Origin of the sequence: Pseudomonas sp. ATCC PTA-122608 (genome assembly GCF_001952855.1) — a bacterium.
In the GTDB taxonomy this organism is placed as follows: Bacteria; Pseudomonadota; Gammaproteobacteria; order Pseudomonadales; family Pseudomonadaceae; genus Aquipseudomonas.
Genome location: NZ_LPNO01000035.1, coordinates 217,918 through 236,085, shown reverse-complemented (window position 1 = coordinate 236,085; position 18,168 = coordinate 217,918). Strand labels below are relative to the sequence as shown.

The window sequence follows — 18,168 nt, the reverse complement described above, 5'->3', positions numbered from 1 at the left end:
CCATCAGGTTCGGGGGCGGCGCATGAGGCGGTAGGCCGCCGGGATGACGAAGAGGGAGAGCAAGGGTGCGGTGAGCATGCCGCCAATCATTGGCGCGGCAATTCGGCTCATGACTTCGCTGCCGGTGCCGCCGCCCAACAGGATCGGCAGCAAGCCGGCGATGATCACGGCGACGGTCATCGCCTTGGGGCGCACGCGCAATACGGCGCCTTCGGTGATGGCTTCCAGCAAGGCCTGGTCCCCTCCTCCTTGGCGTTCAGCCCAGGCGTTTTTCAGGTACAGCAGCATGATCACGCCGAACTCGGCCGACACCCCCGCCAATGCAATAAACCCGACGCCGGTCGCCACCGACAGGTTGAAGCCCAGCCAGTACAGCAACCAGACCCCACCGGTCAGCGCGAACGGCAACGTGGCGAGGATCAGCAGCGCCTCATCCACCCGGCGGAATGTCAGGTACAGCAGCACGAAGATGATCAGCAAGGTCGCCGGCACCACCAGCTTCAGGCGTTCATTGGCCCGCTCCAGGAACTCGAACTGCCCCGAGTAACTGAGGCTCATGCCCGGTTGCAACTGCACCTGCTGGTTGATCGCCGCACGCAAGTCCTTCACCACCGACGCCAAATCACGGTCGCGCACGTCGATGTACACCCAGCCGGAAGGCCGGGCGTTTTCGCTCTTGAGCATCGGCGGGCCTTCGGTGACCTTGATGTTGGCCACGGTGCCCAAGGTGATCTGGCTGCCCGACGGCGTATAAATCGGCAGGTTGCTCAACGCCGCCACCGAATCGCGCCATTCTTTCGGGTAGCGCAGGTTGATGGGGAAACGCGCGAGGCCTTCGACCGTCTCGCCGATGTTTTCACCGCCAATCGCCCCGGAGACGATGGACTGCACATCGCTGATGTTCAGGCCGTAACGCGCGGCTGCCGGGCGATTGATATCCACGTCGATGTAGCGCCCGCCCGTCAGGCGTTCCGCCAGCGCCGAGCTGACGCCGGGCACCGTCTTGGCGACCTTTTCCACGGCCTGGGTTACCGCGTCGATTTCCATCAGGCTAGTGCCCGCGACCTTGACGCCGATCGGGCTTTTGACCCCGGTGGCGAGCATGTCGATGCGGTTGCGGATCGGCGGAATCCAGATGTTGGTCAGCCCCGGCACCTGCACCACGCGGTCGAGTTCCTTCACCAGTTTTTCCGGGGTCATGCCGGGGCGCCATTGATCTCGCGGCTTGAACTCAATGGTGGTTTCGAACATTTCCAGCGGCGCCGGGTCGGTGGCCGTTTCTGCGCGGCCGGCCTTGCCGAACACATGGGCGACTTCCGGCACACTCTTGATCAAGCGGTCGGTGCGCTGCAGCAACGCGCCTGCGGTTTGCGTCGACAATCCCGGCAGCGCCGAAGGCATGTACAGCAAGTCGCCTTCATCCAGCGGCGGCAGGAATTCACCGCCCAGATGCGACATCGGCCACAGCGCACTCGCGACCATCAGCAGCGCCACCAGAAGGGTCATGCGCGGCCAGCGCAATACGGCTTCGAGGGCCGGTTCATAGAGTTTGATCAGGCCGCGATTCAGCGGGTTGCGCTGCTCGTCGGGAATGCGCCCGCGAATCCAGTACCCCATCAGCACCGGGATCAAGGTCACCGACAACCCTGCCGCTGCGGCCATGGCGTAGGTCTTCGTGTAGGCCAGCGGGCCGAACAACCGGCCTTCCTGGGCTTGCAGGGTGAACACCGGGATAAACGACAGGGTGATGATCAGCAGGCAGAAAAACAGCGCCGGCCCCACCTCCACCGCCGCATCAGTGATGACCTTCCAATGCTCCTCGCCCTTCAATTCGCGATTCGGATGTGCGTGGTGCCAGGCCTCGATTTTCTTGTGGGCATTCTCGATCATCACCACCGCGCCATCGACCATCGCGCCGATGGCAATCGCAATCCCGCCCAAGGACATGATGTTGGCGTTGATCCCCTGGAAGCGCATGACGATAAAGGCAATCAGCACCCCTACCGGCAACGAGATGATCGCCACCAGGGACGAGCGCAGGTGCCACAGGAAAATCCCGCACACCAGCGCCACCACCAGAAACTCTTCCAGCAGTTTATGGCTGAGGTTGTCCACGGCGCGGTCGATGAGTTTGCTGCGATCGTAGGTGGTGACGATTTCGACGCCGGGGGGCAGGCTGGTTTTCAGTTGTTCCAGCCTGGTCTTGACCGCCGCGATAGCCTCGCGGGCGTTCTTGCCGCTGCGCAGGATGACCACGCCGCCTACCGCCTCGCCTTCTCCATCCAGCTCGCTGATGCCTCGGCGCATGTCCGGGCCCAGTTGGATCGTCGCTACATCGCCGAGGGTCACTGGCACGTTGTTGGCGTCGAGCCGCAGGGGAATGGCACGGAAGTCTTCCAGGGTTTTCAGGTAGCCGGAGGCGCGCACCATGTACTCCGACTCGCCCATGTTCAACACCGAGCCGCCGGTTTCCTGATTGGCCTTGCCGATGGCTTCCACCACTTGCGCCTGGGTAATACCGCGACTGGCCAGGGCCAGGGGATCGATCTGTACCTGATACTGCTTGACCTGGCCGCCGATGGTCGCCACTTCGGCGACGTTGGGCAGGGTCTTGAGTTCGAACTTGAGGAACCAGTCCTGCAACGAGCGCAGTTGCGCCAGGTCATGTTTGCCGGTGCGATCCACCAGCGCGTACTGGTAGATCCAGCCAACACCGGTGGCGTCCGGGCCCAGCGCCGGCTTGGCTGATGCCGGCAAGCGCGCCTGCAACTGGCTCAGGTATTCCAGCACCCGCGAACGTGCCCAATACAGGTCGGTGCCTTCGTCGAACAGCACGTAGACGTAGCTGTCGCCGAAGAACGAAAAGCCGCGCACGGTCTTCGCCCCCGGCACCGAGAGCATGGTGGTGGTCATCGGGTAAGTGACCTGATTCTCGACAATTTGCGGCGCCTGGCCCGGGTATGGCGTGCGGATGATCACCTGCACATCCGACAGGTCCGGCAGCGCGTCCACCGGAGTGTTCTGGATCGACCACAGGCCCCACGCGGTCACGAATAACGTCGCCAGCAACACCAAAAAGCGGTTGGCCACCGACCAGCGAATCAACAGGGCGATCATGGCCGGGCTCCCGGTTGCATGCTCATGCCGTCCATGGACCCTTCATTTGAAAACCTGTCGGACGCCTGAGTGGTAATTCCCTTCAAACTTGCTTCAGAGTCCAGCAGAAATTGACCCGAGGCGACTACCTGCTGGCCTTCCTGCAAGCCTGCGAGGATGACGGTCTGGTCCTGGTTTTCTGCGCCCACCTGGACTTCCACCGGGCGATAACGTCCGCCCTCCTCGGCCACCATCACCAGCGCGCGTTTGCCGGTACGAATCAACGCCTCGCTCGGCAGCAACAGCACCGATTGCCCGGTCGATTGGGCCAGTCGTACCTGGGCGGTCATGCCGGGACGCAACCTGCCGTCAGGGTTGGGCAGTTCGACTCGCAACTGCACGGTGCGGCTGTCCATGGCGGTGGCAGGCAGGATTGCGGCGACGGTGCCTTTGAATACCTGGCCCGGTAGCCCGACAAAACGGCTCTCGACGGTTTGCCCGACCGCCAATGCGGCGCCCTGGGCTTCAGGCACAGCGACTTGCAGCCACACGGTGCCCAGGCCGTTAACTCGCGCGAGGGTTTGTCCGGCCGCAACGGTCATGCCCTCGCGAACGTCCAGGGTTTGCAACGCGCCGCCTAACGGGGTGGTCATGGTCATCACCGATTGCACCCGGCCGCTGCGCTCCATCTGCGTGATCAACCCGGCAGGCATTCCAGTCAAGCGCAGGCGCTGGCGGGCGGCAGTCAACAACCCTGGATCGCTATGTCGCAGAGCAAGAAACTCTTCCTGGGCGGCGGCCCATTCGGGCACCAGAATGTCAGCCAGGGGCGCCTGAGCCTTGAGCACATCACCCGGCGCACGGGCGTAAACCCGCTCTACATATCCAGAAGCGCGAGCCTGCACCACTGCCACATCGCGGTCGTTGAAGGTCAGGATCCCCGACAGATCAAGACTCGACGCCAGCACGCCGCGACTGACACTCGCCAGGCGTACGCCGATGTTCTGGGTCAGGCTCGAATCGATTTGAATCGACGCACTCTCTTCGGCACCACCGGAGTAACGCGGCACCAATTGCATGTCCATGAAAGGCGATTTGCCCGGCTTGTCGAACTTTTGCTGCGGGTACATCGGGTCGTACCAGTACAGCGCCTTTTCCTCTCCCGGCGCCTGCATCGCCCCGGCCATGGCCGGTTGTGCCGCGCGCATCTGCGCCAGCCAATAGCCGCCACCCAGGCCCAGCAACAACACGCCGCCCAGCAGGGCCACATTCACGATTCGGTTATTCATTGGCGGGTTCCCCGTAAGCGAAATACAGCTGGGCGCCGGTCAGGGCGCGCTGCTCAATGGCATCAATCTGTTTGAAGCGTGCCTCGACCAGCTCACGGCGGGCGCTGACCACATTCATCAGGTCGCCCTTGCCCGCGCGATACCCCGTCAGGCTCAGGGACACCTTCTCCTCGGCCAGCGGCACCAGGCTGTCCTGGCTGCGCTGCACGGCGCGGTCCAGGCGTTGATAGTTGGCCAGGTCGTCTTCGAGTTCCTGGGTGTGTTCACGGGTCTTGGCTTCGCGCTCGGCGTCCAGTTGGTCGAGTTCGGCCTGTTTGGCGGCGATGCCGGGGTTCTGCCGGCGACCGGGGAAGATCGGCAAATCGAAGGTGAATTGCAGGCTGACCATGTCGCCGTACTCACGGCCACGGTGCTGATAGTCCACTTCCCAACTCCAGTCCGAGGTCTTTTGCGCCTTGGCCTCGTTCAGCCGGGCTTCGGCCTCGCGGGTGCGCGGTACAAAGGCTTGCAGAACCGGATGCTGATGCAGGTTGTGGGTGAGGCCCGTGGTGTCGATTTTCCAGTTCGGCAACTGCCCGCTGGGGGCTTCACTGGCAGCCGGGCCAATCCAGCGCTTGAGCGCCGCGCGGGCCTGGGCGCGTTGCTGGATCAGCTCATCTTCGCGTTCGGCCAGGTCAGCCGCTTCCTGCTTCGGGATCACTGCGTCGGAGGGCTGCCCGCGACCACCGGCCAGTTGCGCACGCACGGTGTCTTGCAGCAGGCGATTCTGCTGATAGAAGTCCTTGAACAGTGCCTCTTTGCGTTCCACCGAATAGGCGCGAATCCACGCCTGGGCGGTGGCCTGCCGTACGTTCAAGCGTTCGATCCGGCCTTCGGCGGCAGCCGTGTCCACGGTGGCCGAGGCCAACTCAACCCGTGCCTTACGCTTGTCGCGGCTGGGCACTTGTTGCTGGATACCGATCATTTGCTCGGTCATGTCATCGCCATACAGCGTGCCGCGATTGGGCCCGCCGACGGGGAAATTTTGCAGGCCTACTACCAGTTTCGGGTCCGGCAGCTCACCGGCCGGAATCGCCGCCTGAGTAGCAGCCTGCAATTTGGAGGATTCAGCCGTCAGCGACGGCGCGTTGTTTTGCGCCAGGCGCAAGGCATCATCCAGGGTCAGCGCAGACGCCAGCGTCGGCCACGCCAGCACGCCCACCACCAGGGCACGCACGCATAGGAAATTCATCTTGAAGTGTCCTGTTCTGTTGCGCTGCGCACCGCTTTACGCGGCCCACAGCAAGGCCGTCCCGGTTCAGGGACGAGTCTTCAGGTGCAACAGGATTCAGGTACGGGGCGGACGCCAGACGCCGGACGGCGTGCGGTCGGGAATAAAGTCAGAAGAGACGCTGACCAGCAGCGCATGGGAAACAGTCGCCGGCGCCTTAAGCACTGGCATCGACAATTGCAGCATACCGCCAGTCTTGCATTCCTGGCCGGGTTTACAGCTTTTGCTGTGGTCGGCTGGGGTGGCGCCGTCCTGGCAACAGTCCGGGGCCATGTCGCTCATCATCTGCATATCGGACATCTGCATCGGGCACGGCTCGGTACTCGACGGCACACCCGCCATCCCGGTCAGGGGAAGCGCAAGACTCAACAACAGGACCAGTAAAAAACGCAGATAGCGGCTCATGGGACGAGAGCTTAGCTAAACGGCGGTTAAGCAACAATTAACAAAATCCGGAGATTTCGCCTTCGCCCGGAATGCAGCAACGACACAAAACAAAATGTGGGAGCGGGCTTGCTCGCGAATGCGGTGGGTCAGCCAATTCAGATGTGACTGATAAACCGCCTTCGCGAGCAAGCCCGCTCCCACATTGGACGAGCAAGACTCAGGATCAGTGCATGAAGATCGCGATCAGGATGATGACCGGGATAGGCACACCGAGGAAAAACAACAGTAATGAGCGCATGACGTTCTCCTTGAATTAACGAACAGGTGGCAGCGAAGTGGAAGTGGTGTAGGCATCGGTTTCCAGGTACACCACGGCATCCCGGCGACGACCGCCAAAGGTTGCAGCGAGGCTGGCAAAAAACGCACCGATCAACAGCGCCACGAAGGTCCACAACGATGTGTAGGCAGCCACTTTCGCAGCGGTGTCGGCAGCCTGTTTGGCTTTCAACTTGGCATCATCCAGTGCTTTTTGTGCCTGGCCATAGACCTGGTCAACACGCGCCTCGGCGTCGGCCTGGCTGAGGTTGGTACGCTGGCTGATCAACTGCGCCAGATACGCACGGTCTTCAGGTGCCAGTTGGCCGTTGTTGCTCACCGTGCGGGCGAAGATACGAGCGACCACACCGTGCACCGCGTCATCGCTGACGGCTGCCGGGCGATCATCACGGAACAGGCTGTCGACGTAGTAGCCGAAGTCTTCACCCTTGGTGGCAGCACCCGCCGCCTGGCTCATGCCGCTGGCGGCACCCGATGCCACACTGGCACCGGCCTTTACACCACCGCTGACCACACTGCTGACCGAACCGACGATCAACACCGCCGTCACCAGTGTCGCCACGGCCCAGGCCAGGAAGCCATGGGCGGTGTCGCGGAAGTACACCTCATCGCCGTGCATATTGGCCCATTTCACCCGCAGGCGACCGGCGATGTAACCGCCCATCCCCGACGCGATGATTTGCGTAGCCGCCAGCCAGACAATGGTGGAAATGCCAAGCCCTTTGGCGCTGATGCCACTGTCGGCCCACGGCGAAACCGCCGAAAAGCCCAGGCCGAAGCCCAGCAGTACCAGGATCAAGGACAACGCAGCCGCGGCAGCGGCCCCGGCAAAGATCGCGCCCCAGGAAACCCCGGAGAGCGAGCTCGATTCTTGCAGCGTGGATGAGGATGTGATCATTGTTGTTTTGCTCCAGGCATGAAAAATAGTGTTACAAGTCTCAAAAGGGACAGTGCAGGCGACGTGCCAGATGTCTAAAAATTAAAAGCCTATATATTTCAAATACTTAAGTAATTTGAACTAATTTGAACCATGCAACTTGCAAGAAATGCCCTGGAGCGGCGGGCGTTATGCATTCCTCGTAGGAAATAACCCATGCTCGCGCCATGGGAAGCAAAAAATCCTACACACACAGCGTTCGTTCAGATTCACCGGGGTAAGGTGAATTGTGTCGTTTGTGCCTACATAAATTTTTATTTAGGAAGCGGGCTATCATTTCTTGGCAAAATGCCCGCACTTCAGTGTGAATCGCTCACCAGGTAATCCTTATGACCCGCATTTTGACCATCGAGGACGACGCCGTAACGGCCCGCGAGATCGTTGCCGAGCTGAGTAGCCATGGACTGGACGTAGACTGGGTAGACAACGGCCGCGAAGGCCTGGTGCGTGCCGTCAGCGGTGATTACGACCTGATCACCCTCGACCGCATGCTCCCGGAACTGGATGGCCTGGCCATCGTCACCACCCTGCGCACCATCGGTGTATCCACACCGATCCTGATGATCAGCGCCCTCTCCGACGTGGATGAACGGGTACGCGGCCTGCGCGCCGGTGGTGATGACTACCTGACCAAACCGTTCGCCTCCGACGAAATGGCCGCCCGCGTCGAAGTGCTGCTGCGGCGCAAAAGCACGGTCAAGGAGTTCGAAACCGCACTGCGCGTAGCGGATCTGGAACTGAACCTGATCAGCCGCGAAGCGAGCCGCGCCGAACAGCCTTTGAGCCTGTTGCCGACGGAATACAAACTGCTGGAATTCCTGATGCGCAACACCGGGCAGATCCTGTCGCGGATGATGATCTTCGAGGAAGTCTGGGGTTATCACTTTGACCCGGGCACCAACCTGATCGATGTGCACATCGGTCGCCTGCGAAAAAAAATCGACCCGCCGGGCCTCACGCCGCTGATCCGCACGGTACGAGGTTCCGGGTATGTCATTGCTGAACCCCTCTAAAGGCTGGCGCTCCTCCAGCAGCCGGCTGCTGGCGCTCTACAGTTCGTTGTTCGTGGCCTGGAGCTGCATCCTCATGGGTGTGCTCTACTACGAGGTCTCCGGTTACCTGGGCGACCTCTCGCGCCACTCGCTGATGCAGCGCCAGCATTTGTTCCAGCGGTTTGACGGCGAAGAACTGGTGGAAGCCCTGACCACCAGCATGACCTTCGACATGAAGGGTGTTGACGCATACGGGCTGTTCGACAACCAGTTCAACCCCATCAGCGGCCCGATCCGTGTGATACCGCCGGACCTGCCGATGGACGGGCACATCCATGCCCTGGCCAACTGCATCAATTCCGATGACCCGAAACTGCCCCGCGACAGCTGCGACGCCGTGGCCACCCACACCGAAGATGGCCGTTGGCTGATTTTGGTTCGCGCCAACGGCTCGCTGTTCGGCGTGACCCGCATCATCCTGCACGCCCTGCTGTGGGGGATTACCCTGACGATCATTCCTGGCGCGGCTGGCTGGCACCTGCTGCGACGGCGTCCGTTGCGGCGGATTCGCGGAATCCAGGCCAGCGCCGAAGCCATCGTGGCCGGCGACCTGACCCACCGCTTGCCGTTGTCTGACCGACGCGACGAACTGGACATGCTGGCGGCCATCGTCAACGCGATGCTCGACCGCATCGAGAAGCTGATGAACGAGGTCAAGGGCGTGTGCGACAACATCGCCCACGACCTGCGGACCCCGCTGACCCGCCTGCGGGCGCAGCTGTACCGGATCCAGCAGCAGGCCGATGAAGACGCGCCCCACGCCTTGCAACTGGACGCGGCCATCGCCGAGACCGACACCTTGATGGCGCGCTTTCGCGGCCTGTTGCGAATTTCCGAACTGGAAGACCACCAACGTCGCTCAGGCTTCCTCGTGCTAGATCCCTTGCCCTTGCTGCAAGAGCTCCACGACTTCTACCTGCCCCTGGCGGAAGAAGGCGAGATGGAACTGCTGCTGCAAGTGCCGGCCTCGTTACCGTGGATCACCGGCGACCGCGCATTGTTGTTCGAAGCCCTGGCCAACCTGCTGAGCAACTCGATCAAATTCACCCCACCGGGCGGCGAAGTGATCCTGCGAGGCGTCAACGATGCCGGCAGTACCCGCATCGAAGTGCTCGACTCCGGCCCCGGAATTCCGGCGGCGGAACGCGCGGCAGTGTTCCAGCGTTTCTATCGGGTGGACGAAGGCAATCAACAGCAAGGCGGGTTTGGGTTGGGGCTGTCGATTGTGGCGGCGATCATCAACCTGCACGGGTTCAAACTGGAAGTGGGCAGCAGCGAGAGTGGCGGCGCGAAGCTGACCCTCGAATGCCGCCAGCAGCTGATGCCTGAAGCCTGAAGAACACCACAAAACCAATGTGGGAGCGGGCTTGCTCGCGAATGCGGAGTGTCAGTCAACCCATCTGGCACTGATCCACCGCATTCGCGAGCAAGCCCGCTCCCACATTTGATCTTCACTCAGCCAGGGAAATTGCCCCGCAACGCTTCCAGCCCGCCGCTGTAGACACCGGTAAACAACTCCTCCACCGCCGCATCCGTCACACCGGCCACCGGGGTAAACACGCCCGACCAAGTGACCTTGGCGGTGCTGTCCGTCAACGCCTCAACCTTCAACGTCGCCAAATACTCACTCACCGGAAACGGCGACTCACTGATGGAGTAGCTGTAAGTACGTGCCGCGTTATCAAAGCGTTGCAGACGCTCCACCACCACACCACCATCAGCCGTTTGCAGATGGCGCACACGGCCGCCGTCACTCGGCTCGCTCTTGACGATAAAGGGCAGCCAGTCCGGCAGCGAATTGAAGCCGCCGACCAATTGCCAAACCTGTTCGGCCGAAACCGGGATTTCAATAACAGCAGATGCTTTTGCCACGATAACACTCCAAACCATTCAAGAAATTCAGATCGCCATGCTGTCGACAACGCCGCCGTCGACCCGCAACGCGGCACCGGTGGTTGCAGACGATAACGGTGAAGCAATGTACGCCACCAGATTCACCACTTCATCCACATTCGCCGCGCGCTGGATGATCGACGTCGGTCGGGCGTTGCGCACAAACACATCCGCCTCATCCCGCGGACTGCGCCCGGACTTGGCCACGGCGTCCTTGAGCATGTTCTCCAGGCCATCGGTAAAGGTCGGCCCCGGCAGGATTGCATTGACCGTCACTCCGGTGCCCGCCAGGCGTTTGGCCAAGCCATGGGACACCGCCAGGTTGGCGCTTTTGGTGACGCCGTAGTTGATCATGTCGGCCGGCGTCGCCACACCCGATTCCGACGACACAAAGATCACCCGACCCCAGCCCTTCTCGACCATGCCCGGCGTGTAGTGCCGCGACAAACGCACGCCGGAGATCACGTTGACCTCGTAGAAACGCGTCCACTCACTGTCGGGTGCGTCGAAGAAATCGACGTCGTTGAAGATCCCGAGGTTGTTCACCAGGATGTCGGCCCGCGGCTCGGCGGCGAACAGTTTTCCGGCGCCCTCGGCCGTGCCCAGGTCTGCCACCAGGCCCCGCAGCTCAGCGCCGGGGACTGCCTGGCGAATCGTCGCCAGCGCCTCGTCGACCTTGCTCGATTCACGCCCGATCACCACCACCGTGGCGCCGGATTGCGCCAGCGCCTGGCTGATGCCCAGGCCGATTCCGGCGGTGCTGCCACTGACGATTGCGACTTTGCCACTGATATCAATTTTCATGTTCGCGTTCCTGTGGTTAGAGCGGCAGCGGTGCACGGGCCGAAATCAATCGGGCGTCGCGCAGGGCCTGCCAAAAGGCTGCGGGAATCTTCTCTGACAACGCCGCGACGTCTTCAGCAATTCGCCCCGGACGACTGGCACCCGGAATCACTGCCGCCACTGCCGGATGGGCCAGGGAGAATTGCAGTGCAGCGGCTTTCACACTGACGCCATGAGCAGCGGCAATCGCCTTGATCTGCTCGACCTTGCTGATGATCGCCGGGCTGGCTTTCTGGTACTCAAAATGCGCACCGCCCGCCAGGATGCCGGAGCTGTACGGGCCGCCGACCACGATTTCGACATTCTGCGCCAGGGCCGCGTCCATCAGGCGCTGCAAGGCACGTTCGTGGTCGAGCAAGGTGTAGCGACCGGCGAGCAGGAAGCCGTCGGGCTGGGCTTCGGTCAGGTCCAGGGTCAATTCGCAAGGCTCGACGCGATTGACGCCCAGACCCCAGGCCTTGATCACGCCTTCTTCACGCAGGCGAGTCAGTACTTTGAAAGCACCGGTGCGCGCCTGGTTGAAATAATCCAGCCATTGGTCACCGTAGAAGTCCTGGGCAATGTCGTGAATCCACACGATATCCAGGCGGTCGGTTTGCAGGCGATTGAGGCTGTCTTCGATGGAGCGCAGGGTGGCATCGGCGCTGTAGTCGTTGACCATCTTGTTCGGCCGGCCGTGTTCGAACACACCGCTTTTCTCGCCGAGATCGCGGGCGCTTTCTTCCACCTCGTCCAGAATCAGACGGCCAACTTTGGTGCTGAGTACATAGTCGTCGCGGTTGTACTTCGACAGGGCCTGGCCCAGGCGAATTTCCGAGAGGCCCGAACCGTAAAACGGCGCAGTGTCGAAGTAACGCACGCCTTGGTTCCAGGCCGCTTCAACGGTGGCTTGGGCTTCTTCATCAGGGATGGCACGGAACATGTTGCCCAATGGGGCGGTGCCAAAACCCAGCACGCCGGGCAGTTTGTCTTTCAAGCTCATGGGATGAATCCTCAAGATTGTTCAAGGTCGCTGTGTTGACCGTTGAGCAGATCGTAGATTGCAGAGATCGGACCGTCCAAGACATACTGCGACCAACTTGAGTCCTTACAGGTCTGACATGATCGATTTCCGCCAATTGCGCTACTTCGTTGTAGTCGCTGAAGAAGAACACGTGGGGCGTGCTGCCGAACGGTTGCACATCTCCCAATCGCCCCTGAGCCGGCAGATCGCGCAACTGGAAGAACGCCTGGGCCTGACCCTGTTCGAGCGCAGCCAGCAGCGCATCCGCCTGACCCGCGACGGCCAGACGTTCCTGGCCGAAACCAAGGCGCTGCTGACCCACGCCAACCGTCTGGAATCACTGGGCCGGCGCTTGGGCAAAGGCGAAGAAGGCGGGCTGTGCATCGGCTACATCGAAAACGCGATGCACGCGGGCGTGCTGCCCAATGCCTTGAAAGTCTTGCGCGACGCGCGGCCCAACGTGCATATCGCGCTGTACAACCTGCCCTCCGCCGAACAGCTGGAAGGCCTGCGCCAACGCAGCCTCGACATCGCCCTGGTGGGTGAGCCACCGGCGGCGGATGACCCGGACCTGATGGCGCTGCAAGTGCTGGACGACCCGATGTTGCTGGCGCTGCCCGAGCAGCATCCGCTGGCCAGCGTCAGCGAACTGCTGCCCGAGCATCTGGCCGAGCAGCAATGGATTGGCGTGCAACGCAAACCGGGCGCGAACCCGGCTGATGATTTTGTTGCCGCGTGCATTCGTGCAGGTTTCACCCCGCAGATTCCGATGGAAGCCAGCGAGCCGTTTACCGCGTTGGGATTGGTAGCGTCGGGGTTGGGTGTGGCGATGGTGCAAAAGGGCTTGAGCCGCAATGCACCACCGGGTGTGGTGCTGCGGGAACTGCCATGGCTGACCTACACCACGCCGCTGTGGGCGGCGTGGCATCGGATCAATTTGCGGCCGTTGGTGGAGACGTTCAGGAAGGTGTTGACGGAGGAATAGCGACGGGCTCGGCACTCATCACCGGTGCCGTTGCATCGGTGGTGAGTGCCGCCTGTGCTTTCTGCTTCTCTCTGGAACGGTTCGAGAGATTGATTTCCCCCCTTACCTTAGCAAGACGAATAGCCACCGCCAGTACAAAAAGATAGGGGAAAAGATAGGTAAATTCTCTGCTTCCTTTTGCCTCTTCAAGTAAAAACTCGTGATTCCGTAACTCTTTTTCAGCCTTGGAAAGCTCGTCAAACGACTTTTCCAAACCTGTCAGCCGGTTAATGACTTCCGGATCTTTGTACTGCGTTTTTAAGGCACCTGCCAGCCTCAACGCGTCATAGAAACGTATGCGTGTCAGCTCATCGGCCTTTCTATCAATGACGTATTGCTCAAACATCGTGCACGCCCGAATCCGCTCATCCCGAGCAGAAGGAATCGGCCTCGCGTCAATGACTGCGGACGCGCACATATCAGGCGACCCCATTTTCGCCCCGACCGAAACCACATTACGCCACAGATTCTCAACACCGCCTCGATCGAGGGAAACTTGTGTTTCGTACCAGTCTTTTTTAACCACGTTGCAGGCCGCTACCAGACCGATTGCCCCAAACAGCAGCCAGAAATAATCAATTCGTTTCCAGCCGATATCAGTTTTTATAAACCGGGAGAAAAAACATAGAGAGGCAAAAAATACGATGATTCCGAAAACCGACAACTTTATCGGATCCATCGCGTATGCGATCACACTGGGTATGTCCAAGACAGCTCCTTCAGACGCCCTCGTCAGGCGTTTTTCCATAAAATCTAAGTTTGCAAAAGCAGCAGATGCGTACGGCTACCTCTGCACGTAAAAAATGGCGTCCAGCATCGCTGCCCTTCCCTTCCAGGCTTCAAGTTCGTCGGGGTCCTCAGGTTTCGGCGCGCTCCACCATGGCGCAGCCATCAACCGCAGCACGACCTCGTCCCAGTAGCGCGCATAGTCAATTTGATCAGGCCGTGGAATACCCACATCTTCGGCCAACTTGGCGCGGTTGGCCGAGTCAACACAGAGAAAGGTGTCAGGTCGCTTCATCGCCAATAACCGCGTAGCCGTGCCAATGCCATGGCGTCCGTTGGCAAAAGCCTTGACGTACTCTTCGACAAATCCGTCGTAGTCGGCCCTGCTGACTGCACCCTCCAGCGGGATCTTGTCCAACGCCAAGGAAAGCCCAGGAGCGCCCTGAAGAACGAGGCTGCGAAATACACCCGCCCCGGTCATGCTGCCAAACCATTCGGAGTTAGGAAGAAAGCTGCTTTTTACCCCGGCGATGCCGCGGCGAATCTGCACATCCATATCGTTAAAATGTGCGTGTTTTTCGAATGCTTTGCGTACGGTTTTGAGCAATGAGATCCGCTGATTAAAACCATGAATCGGGTCTTGCTGAATCCGCGCAAAATAGGTGGCCCAATCCATGCTCATCACTGTGGAATCAATCGCAGGTTTGCCGGCCTCCCGGCCACCGTACTGGTCCGCCAAGCAGTCCAACTCCGGCCGTTTCAGCTCCCATATACGACGGTAGTTGGCAGCCTCATCGAGATTGATAGTGCGCGCGTCGGCGGTATACCCGGCGATGAGTTCCAACACTTCATCCTTGAAAGATGAGTTGGTGTCGGCACTGGTGATTAAGGTGGTCAGTTCGGTGTTTACCTTGAATGCACCAGCCGTCAGGTTGGCGCTACCAATCAACACGGCCCAGGAATGTTTATCCCAGAACAGATATACCTTGGGGTGAAATACACCGGTAGGTTGCACGACGAACCGAACGGAGTCTGAACCTACAAACTCATCCAACACGTCAGGATGGGTTTGATAAAAATGTGTACCGATCACAGCAGATCTAATCTTGCTACGGTGGGTGATCAGGGCAGCAAATACTTCGGTGCCGGAAGACGCCCATGCAACACCAAAACTGATATTGGAATACTGGGCGATCAACCGCAGAAACGTGGTTTTAAAGCCTTTGTTCGTACTGATCAGCTTCATGAATATCCCTATTGAGAATCGTCCGGGCACGAATAATATCATATTGACATCATTCAGTTGATTCCAAATTGATCGTGGGAGCTGTCGAGCTTTGACGAGGCTGCGATGTGAGACTTGGATGTCACTGTCGAACCGCGTAATGCCATCGCAGGCAAGCCAGCTCCCACAGGGTTTCAGTGTCGCAGTTAAAAGTGTGGGGGGATCAGTAGCGCCAATGCCCCGGCACCCATAACCACTGCCCATTCCCCCAGCGATAGTGCCCCCGCACCCACTGGTACCCCGGCGCCGGTGCCACCGGCACGACCTCAACCAACGGCGGCGGGCGCCGCGGGTGAACAGGTTCAACGATACAACCGGACAACGCAGCCGCCATCAACGTGGCGGCCAGCGTGGCCTTGAATATCCGGGACATGGCACGGTTCCCCAATGAGACTAGCCGTCGCCTGAGTGGCGGGCTTACCCGGGTTAAACGCGGTCAACCGGGAAAATCCGTCGCCCGTCTCCGTGATTAATGCTCGTTCCGACGCTCTGCGTGGGCACGCATCCCGTGACGCTCCGCGTCACCACTGCGCAAGACTTGAACCTTGCATCGCCAACTGGACGCAGAGCGTCCGGAGCGGCATTCCCACGCAGAGCGTGGGAACGATCTTCAGTGGCTCTTGGCGACCTTAATGCTCGTTCCCACGCTCTGCGTGGGCACGCATCCCGTGACGCTCCGCGTCACCACTGCGCAAGACTTGAACCTTGCATCGCCAACTGGACGCAGAGCGTCCGGGGCGGCATTCCCACGCAGAGCGTGGGAACGATCAGCGCCCGGCCCTGCCCTTCGCCTGCCCTTTCAAATACAGCGCTTCCACCAGGCGCTGACGCTCATCCCGAGGCAAGGTGCTGGCGAACTGCGCCAGGGTGTTGTCCACCAGCGCCCGGAGCGCCATGTCCGCCTGCCGGGCCTTGCCTAAATCCGTCACCAACGCCGCACGATCCAGGGTCGGCGCTTCCAGTTGCTTGATCACATCCAGCCGCGCCTCGCGCCCGGCGAGCACCAGTGGCTGGCTGTCGGCGCGATTCTGGCGCAGCAGCTGGCGCAGTTCCTTGCGCCGTTCCGGCGGTAGCTTGACCATCGCCTGGCGCAAGCCATGCTGGTTCACCACGGCCTCGGCGGGCTTGGCATTCGCCAGCCAGTGGTACAGGCCACCGCCGACACCACCGATCAAAAACACGTTGAACAACACCGACACAACCAACAGCGGCTTCAGGTACTTGGGTGACGGGGTCATTGCTCGCTTTCCTCGGCGTTGACGGTGAAGACGACGTCGGCGTCGCCCTGGTCGAAGACACTGGGCAGTACTTCAGGACCGAGCATGGGCAGCGGCACGCTCAACGATGCCACCAGGATGCCGGCGGCAATCCCGGCGATGCCCACGCCGACGAAGCCGGCGGGCGATAGCCAGCCGGCGTAGCGTGCCCAAAAGGACTGGCGCTGGGGAAACGAGTGGCGGATCTGCCGCGCCAGCGCCGGGTCGACGGGCGCCAGTTGATAGCCGTCCAACTGGCCATCGAGCCATCGCGCCTGGTGCAGCGCCTCGAGAGCGCCGGCATCGCCTGCGTCCAGCAGTGCCTGGGCCTGCGCCTGTTCGGCACTGGGCCAACGGTGCAAGTAGCCGCCGTAAGCCTCGGCCAGTTGGGCAAATCGTTCGGGCGTCATGGTTTTCCCCTTCCTGGGCGGGCGGGCCCGGGTGTGTCGTCAAGGTAACTGCGCAAGTTGCGCCGGGCCCGAGACAGCAAGCTCTCCAGTGCCTCGACGCTGATGTTCATCAGCGCCGCGGCGTCGATATTCGACAGCTCTTGGTAGTACTGCAACACAATCGCCTCACGCTGGCGATCAGGCAGCGATGCCAGCGCCTGGGCCATATGCGCGCTGCGGGCGGCGGCTTCCAGCTGCTCATCGGGCGCTGGCGCGCTGTCGATCACTTCGCTCATGGCCGCCTCGTCGTGCAACGGGCGCTCCTTGCGCCGACGCAAATGGTCGTGGCACAGGTTGAGCACCACGCGGTGCAACCAAGTGTCGAAGCGCGCTTCGCCACTGCGCCAATTCGCGGCCTGGCGCCAGATCCGCAGGAAGCTTTCCTGGGCCACGTCCCTGGCCTCGTCGGCATCCCCGAGGATCCGACTGGCGAGCGCGAGCAAACGCGGGAGTTTGCGCGTGACCATTTCGTTGATGGCCGCCGGTTCGTTGTTACCGATGCGGGCCAACAGCTCAACGTCCGGATCAGTGTCTTTCAATAGGGCAAGTCTCGGTCCGGTGGCTAAGGGTCAGGTTGACGGAATGGTCAGCGGATCCAGTGCCCTTCTCTCCAGTACCAGTTGGGGCCGCGCGATTCCCAGTGGCCAGGTTCCCAGCGGGCGTTGCGCATCACCGGCTGCCAGTGGCCCGGCACCCAGGCATAACCACGCCCTTCGTAGCGCCAGTGCCCGCGGTCCCACACGTAACCCGGGCGCTCGACGGGAACGGCCTCGACGCGCATCGGCGGTGGCGCTTCGCGGATGATCACTTCGGTCTGGGCAAAGGTCGGCGTGCTGACCAGGGCGGCCAGCGCCAGCGGGATCAACAGGGCGTAACGTAATTTGGCCAGCGGTCGTGCAAGTCTCATGACAACTCCTTCATCGGCGATCGCCAGTGATCGCAGCTGTAGGGTTGAACGGTGAGTGTCCGAATAATCCGTCGCGTCAAAATCAACTTTTTCCACGACCGCTCATGACGGTAGACAGGGCCAGTATTGCCCAGGGTTTGCGGGGGTTTGATGAAATATGCAAAAAGCGCCGACGGATTTGGCCAGGCGGTCGCGTTCAAGGGTTAACCGTTGGCAATCAGCAGGCATACCTGTTGATTTTCAACGTTCACTACCTTGAGGAAATCACCATGTCTCGTCGAATTTCACTGCTGGTTGCCGCTGTCCTGCTCATGAACCTTGGCGGCTGCGTGTTCCTGCCGGGGCACCGCGATCATTGCTGCTGGCGCGGTTACGGGGTGGTGACTGCTCCGTCGGCACAAGCGGTCTCTTGAGC

At 60.9% G+C, this 18,168-nt stretch carries 19 protein-coding genes; 4 read left to right on the top strand and 15 right to left on the bottom strand.

Going from position 1 to position 18,168, the window contains the following annotated elements; all coding sequences use genetic code 11:
* Positions 1–3: 3 nt before the first annotated feature.
* The 5 genes from AU074_RS24230 to AU074_RS24210 all read right to left on the bottom strand — a co-directional run bounded on the left by AU074_RS24230 (position 4) and on the right by AU074_RS24210 (position 7,276).
* A complete protein-coding gene (locus AU074_RS24230) occupies positions 4–3,117 on the bottom strand; it encodes an efflux RND transporter permease subunit (RefSeq protein ID WP_076016855.1) in 3,114 nt (1,037 codons plus the stop codon).
* Entirely contained in the window at positions 3,114–4,385 is a 1,272-nt protein-coding gene (locus tag AU074_RS24225) for an efflux RND transporter periplasmic adaptor subunit (protein ID WP_076016854.1), read from the bottom strand. Before AU074_RS24225 ends, AU074_RS24230 begins: the two co-directional genes overlap by 4 nt.
* Complete coding sequence (locus AU074_RS24220) at positions 4,378–5,616, bottom strand: TolC family protein (protein ID WP_076016853.1); 1,239 nt, start codon at positions 5,614–5,616, stop codon at positions 4,378–4,380. The genes AU074_RS24225 and AU074_RS24220 overlap by 8 nt, the downstream gene beginning before the upstream one ends.
* A 96-nt stretch (positions 5,617–5,712) precedes the next feature.
* Positions 5,713–6,060 (bottom strand): hypothetical protein, encoded by a 348-nt coding sequence (locus AU074_RS24215; RefSeq protein ID WP_076016852.1) that lies wholly within the window; start codon positions 6,058–6,060, stop codon positions 5,713–5,715.
* Between the two features lie 295 nt (positions 6,061–6,355).
* On the bottom strand, positions 6,356–7,276 hold the full coding sequence (locus AU074_RS24210; protein WP_076016851.1) for a hypothetical protein: 921 nt from the start codon (positions 7,274–7,276) through the stop codon (positions 6,356–6,358).
* A gap of 368 nt (positions 7,277–7,644) precedes the next feature.
* Here AU074_RS24210 and AU074_RS24205 point away from each other — a divergent pair, with 368 nt between their 5' ends.
* Positions 7,645–8,328 carry a response regulator transcription factor gene (locus AU074_RS24205; RefSeq protein WP_003219726.1) on the top strand — a complete coding sequence of 228 codons (684 nt, stop codon included), beginning with the start codon at positions 7,645–7,647 and terminating at the stop codon, positions 8,326–8,328.
* On the top strand, positions 8,306–9,703 hold the full coding sequence (locus AU074_RS24200) for a cell wall metabolism sensor histidine kinase WalK (RefSeq protein ID WP_076016850.1): 1,398 nt from the start codon (positions 8,306–8,308) through the stop codon (positions 9,701–9,703). Before AU074_RS24205 ends, AU074_RS24200 begins: the two co-directional genes overlap by 23 nt.
* 119 nt (positions 9,704–9,822) lie before the next feature.
* Here AU074_RS24200 and AU074_RS24195 read toward each other — a convergent pair whose 3' ends face one another.
* From AU074_RS24195 to AU074_RS24185, 3 genes are read right to left on the bottom strand one after another with little or no spacing between them, the layout of a single operon-like run.
* The gene (locus tag AU074_RS24195) at positions 9,823–10,239 is read right to left on the bottom strand and encodes an SRPBCC family protein (protein WP_076016849.1); all 417 of its coding nucleotides are present in this window, start codon (positions 10,237–10,239) and stop codon (positions 9,823–9,825) included.
* A gap of 27 nt (positions 10,240–10,266) precedes the next feature.
* A complete protein-coding gene (locus AU074_RS24190; protein WP_076016848.1) occupies positions 10,267–11,064 on the bottom strand; it encodes an SDR family NAD(P)-dependent oxidoreductase in 798 nt (265 codons plus the stop codon).
* A 16-nt stretch (positions 11,065–11,080) separates the two neighbouring features.
* Complete coding sequence (locus AU074_RS24185) at positions 11,081–12,085, bottom strand: aldo/keto reductase (RefSeq protein WP_076016847.1); 1,005 nt, start codon at positions 12,083–12,085, stop codon at positions 11,081–11,083.
* Between the two features lie 118 nt (positions 12,086–12,203).
* On the opposite strand from AU074_RS24185, the gene AU074_RS24180 reads away from it, so the two are divergent.
* A complete protein-coding gene (locus tag AU074_RS24180) occupies positions 12,204–13,091 on the top strand; it encodes a LysR substrate-binding domain-containing protein (RefSeq protein ID WP_076016846.1) in 888 nt (295 codons plus the stop codon).
* On the opposite strand, the gene AU074_RS24175 is transcribed toward AU074_RS24180, so the two are convergent.
* From AU074_RS24175 to AU074_RS24145, 7 genes are all read right to left on the bottom strand, one after another.
* The gene (locus AU074_RS24175; RefSeq protein WP_076016845.1) at positions 13,066–13,839 is read right to left on the bottom strand and encodes a hypothetical protein; all 774 of its coding nucleotides are present in this window, start codon (positions 13,837–13,839) and stop codon (positions 13,066–13,068) included. The genes AU074_RS24180 and AU074_RS24175 overlap by 26 nt on opposite strands.
* Positions 13,840–13,914: 75 nt before the next feature.
* Positions 13,915–15,102 carry a phospholipase D family protein gene (locus AU074_RS24170; RefSeq protein WP_076016844.1) on the bottom strand — a complete coding sequence of 396 codons (1,188 nt, stop codon included), beginning with the start codon at positions 15,100–15,102 and terminating at the stop codon, positions 13,915–13,917.
* Positions 15,103–15,304: 202 nt separating this feature from the next.
* Positions 15,305–15,514 carry a YXWGXW repeat-containing protein gene (locus AU074_RS24165; RefSeq protein WP_076016843.1) on the bottom strand — a complete coding sequence of 70 codons (210 nt, stop codon included), beginning with the start codon at positions 15,512–15,514 and terminating at the stop codon, positions 15,305–15,307.
* Between the two features lie 394 nt (positions 15,515–15,908).
* Complete coding sequence (locus AU074_RS24160; protein ID WP_076016842.1) at positions 15,909–16,379, bottom strand: periplasmic heavy metal sensor; 471 nt, start codon at positions 16,377–16,379, stop codon at positions 15,909–15,911.
* Complete coding sequence (locus AU074_RS24155) at positions 16,376–16,807, bottom strand: hypothetical protein (protein ID WP_076016841.1); 432 nt, start codon at positions 16,805–16,807, stop codon at positions 16,376–16,378. Before AU074_RS24155 ends, AU074_RS24160 begins: the two co-directional genes overlap by 4 nt.
* Entirely contained in the window at positions 16,804–17,385 is a 582-nt protein-coding gene (locus AU074_RS24150; protein WP_076016840.1) for an RNA polymerase sigma factor, read from the bottom strand. The genes AU074_RS24155 and AU074_RS24150 overlap by 4 nt, the downstream gene beginning before the upstream one ends.
* A gap of 47 nt (positions 17,386–17,432) precedes the next feature.
* A complete protein-coding gene (locus tag AU074_RS24145) occupies positions 17,433–17,753 on the bottom strand; it encodes a YXWGXW repeat-containing protein (RefSeq protein WP_003219711.1) in 321 nt (106 codons plus the stop codon).
* A gap of 269 nt (positions 17,754–18,022) precedes the next feature.
* Between AU074_RS24145 and AU074_RS34215 the strand changes: the two genes are divergently transcribed.
* Positions 18,023–18,166: a hypothetical protein gene (locus tag AU074_RS34215; protein ID WP_167663322.1), complete on the top strand. Its 144-nt coding sequence runs from the start codon at positions 18,023–18,025 to the stop codon at positions 18,164–18,166.
* Positions 18,167–18,168 lie beyond the last annotated feature (2 nt).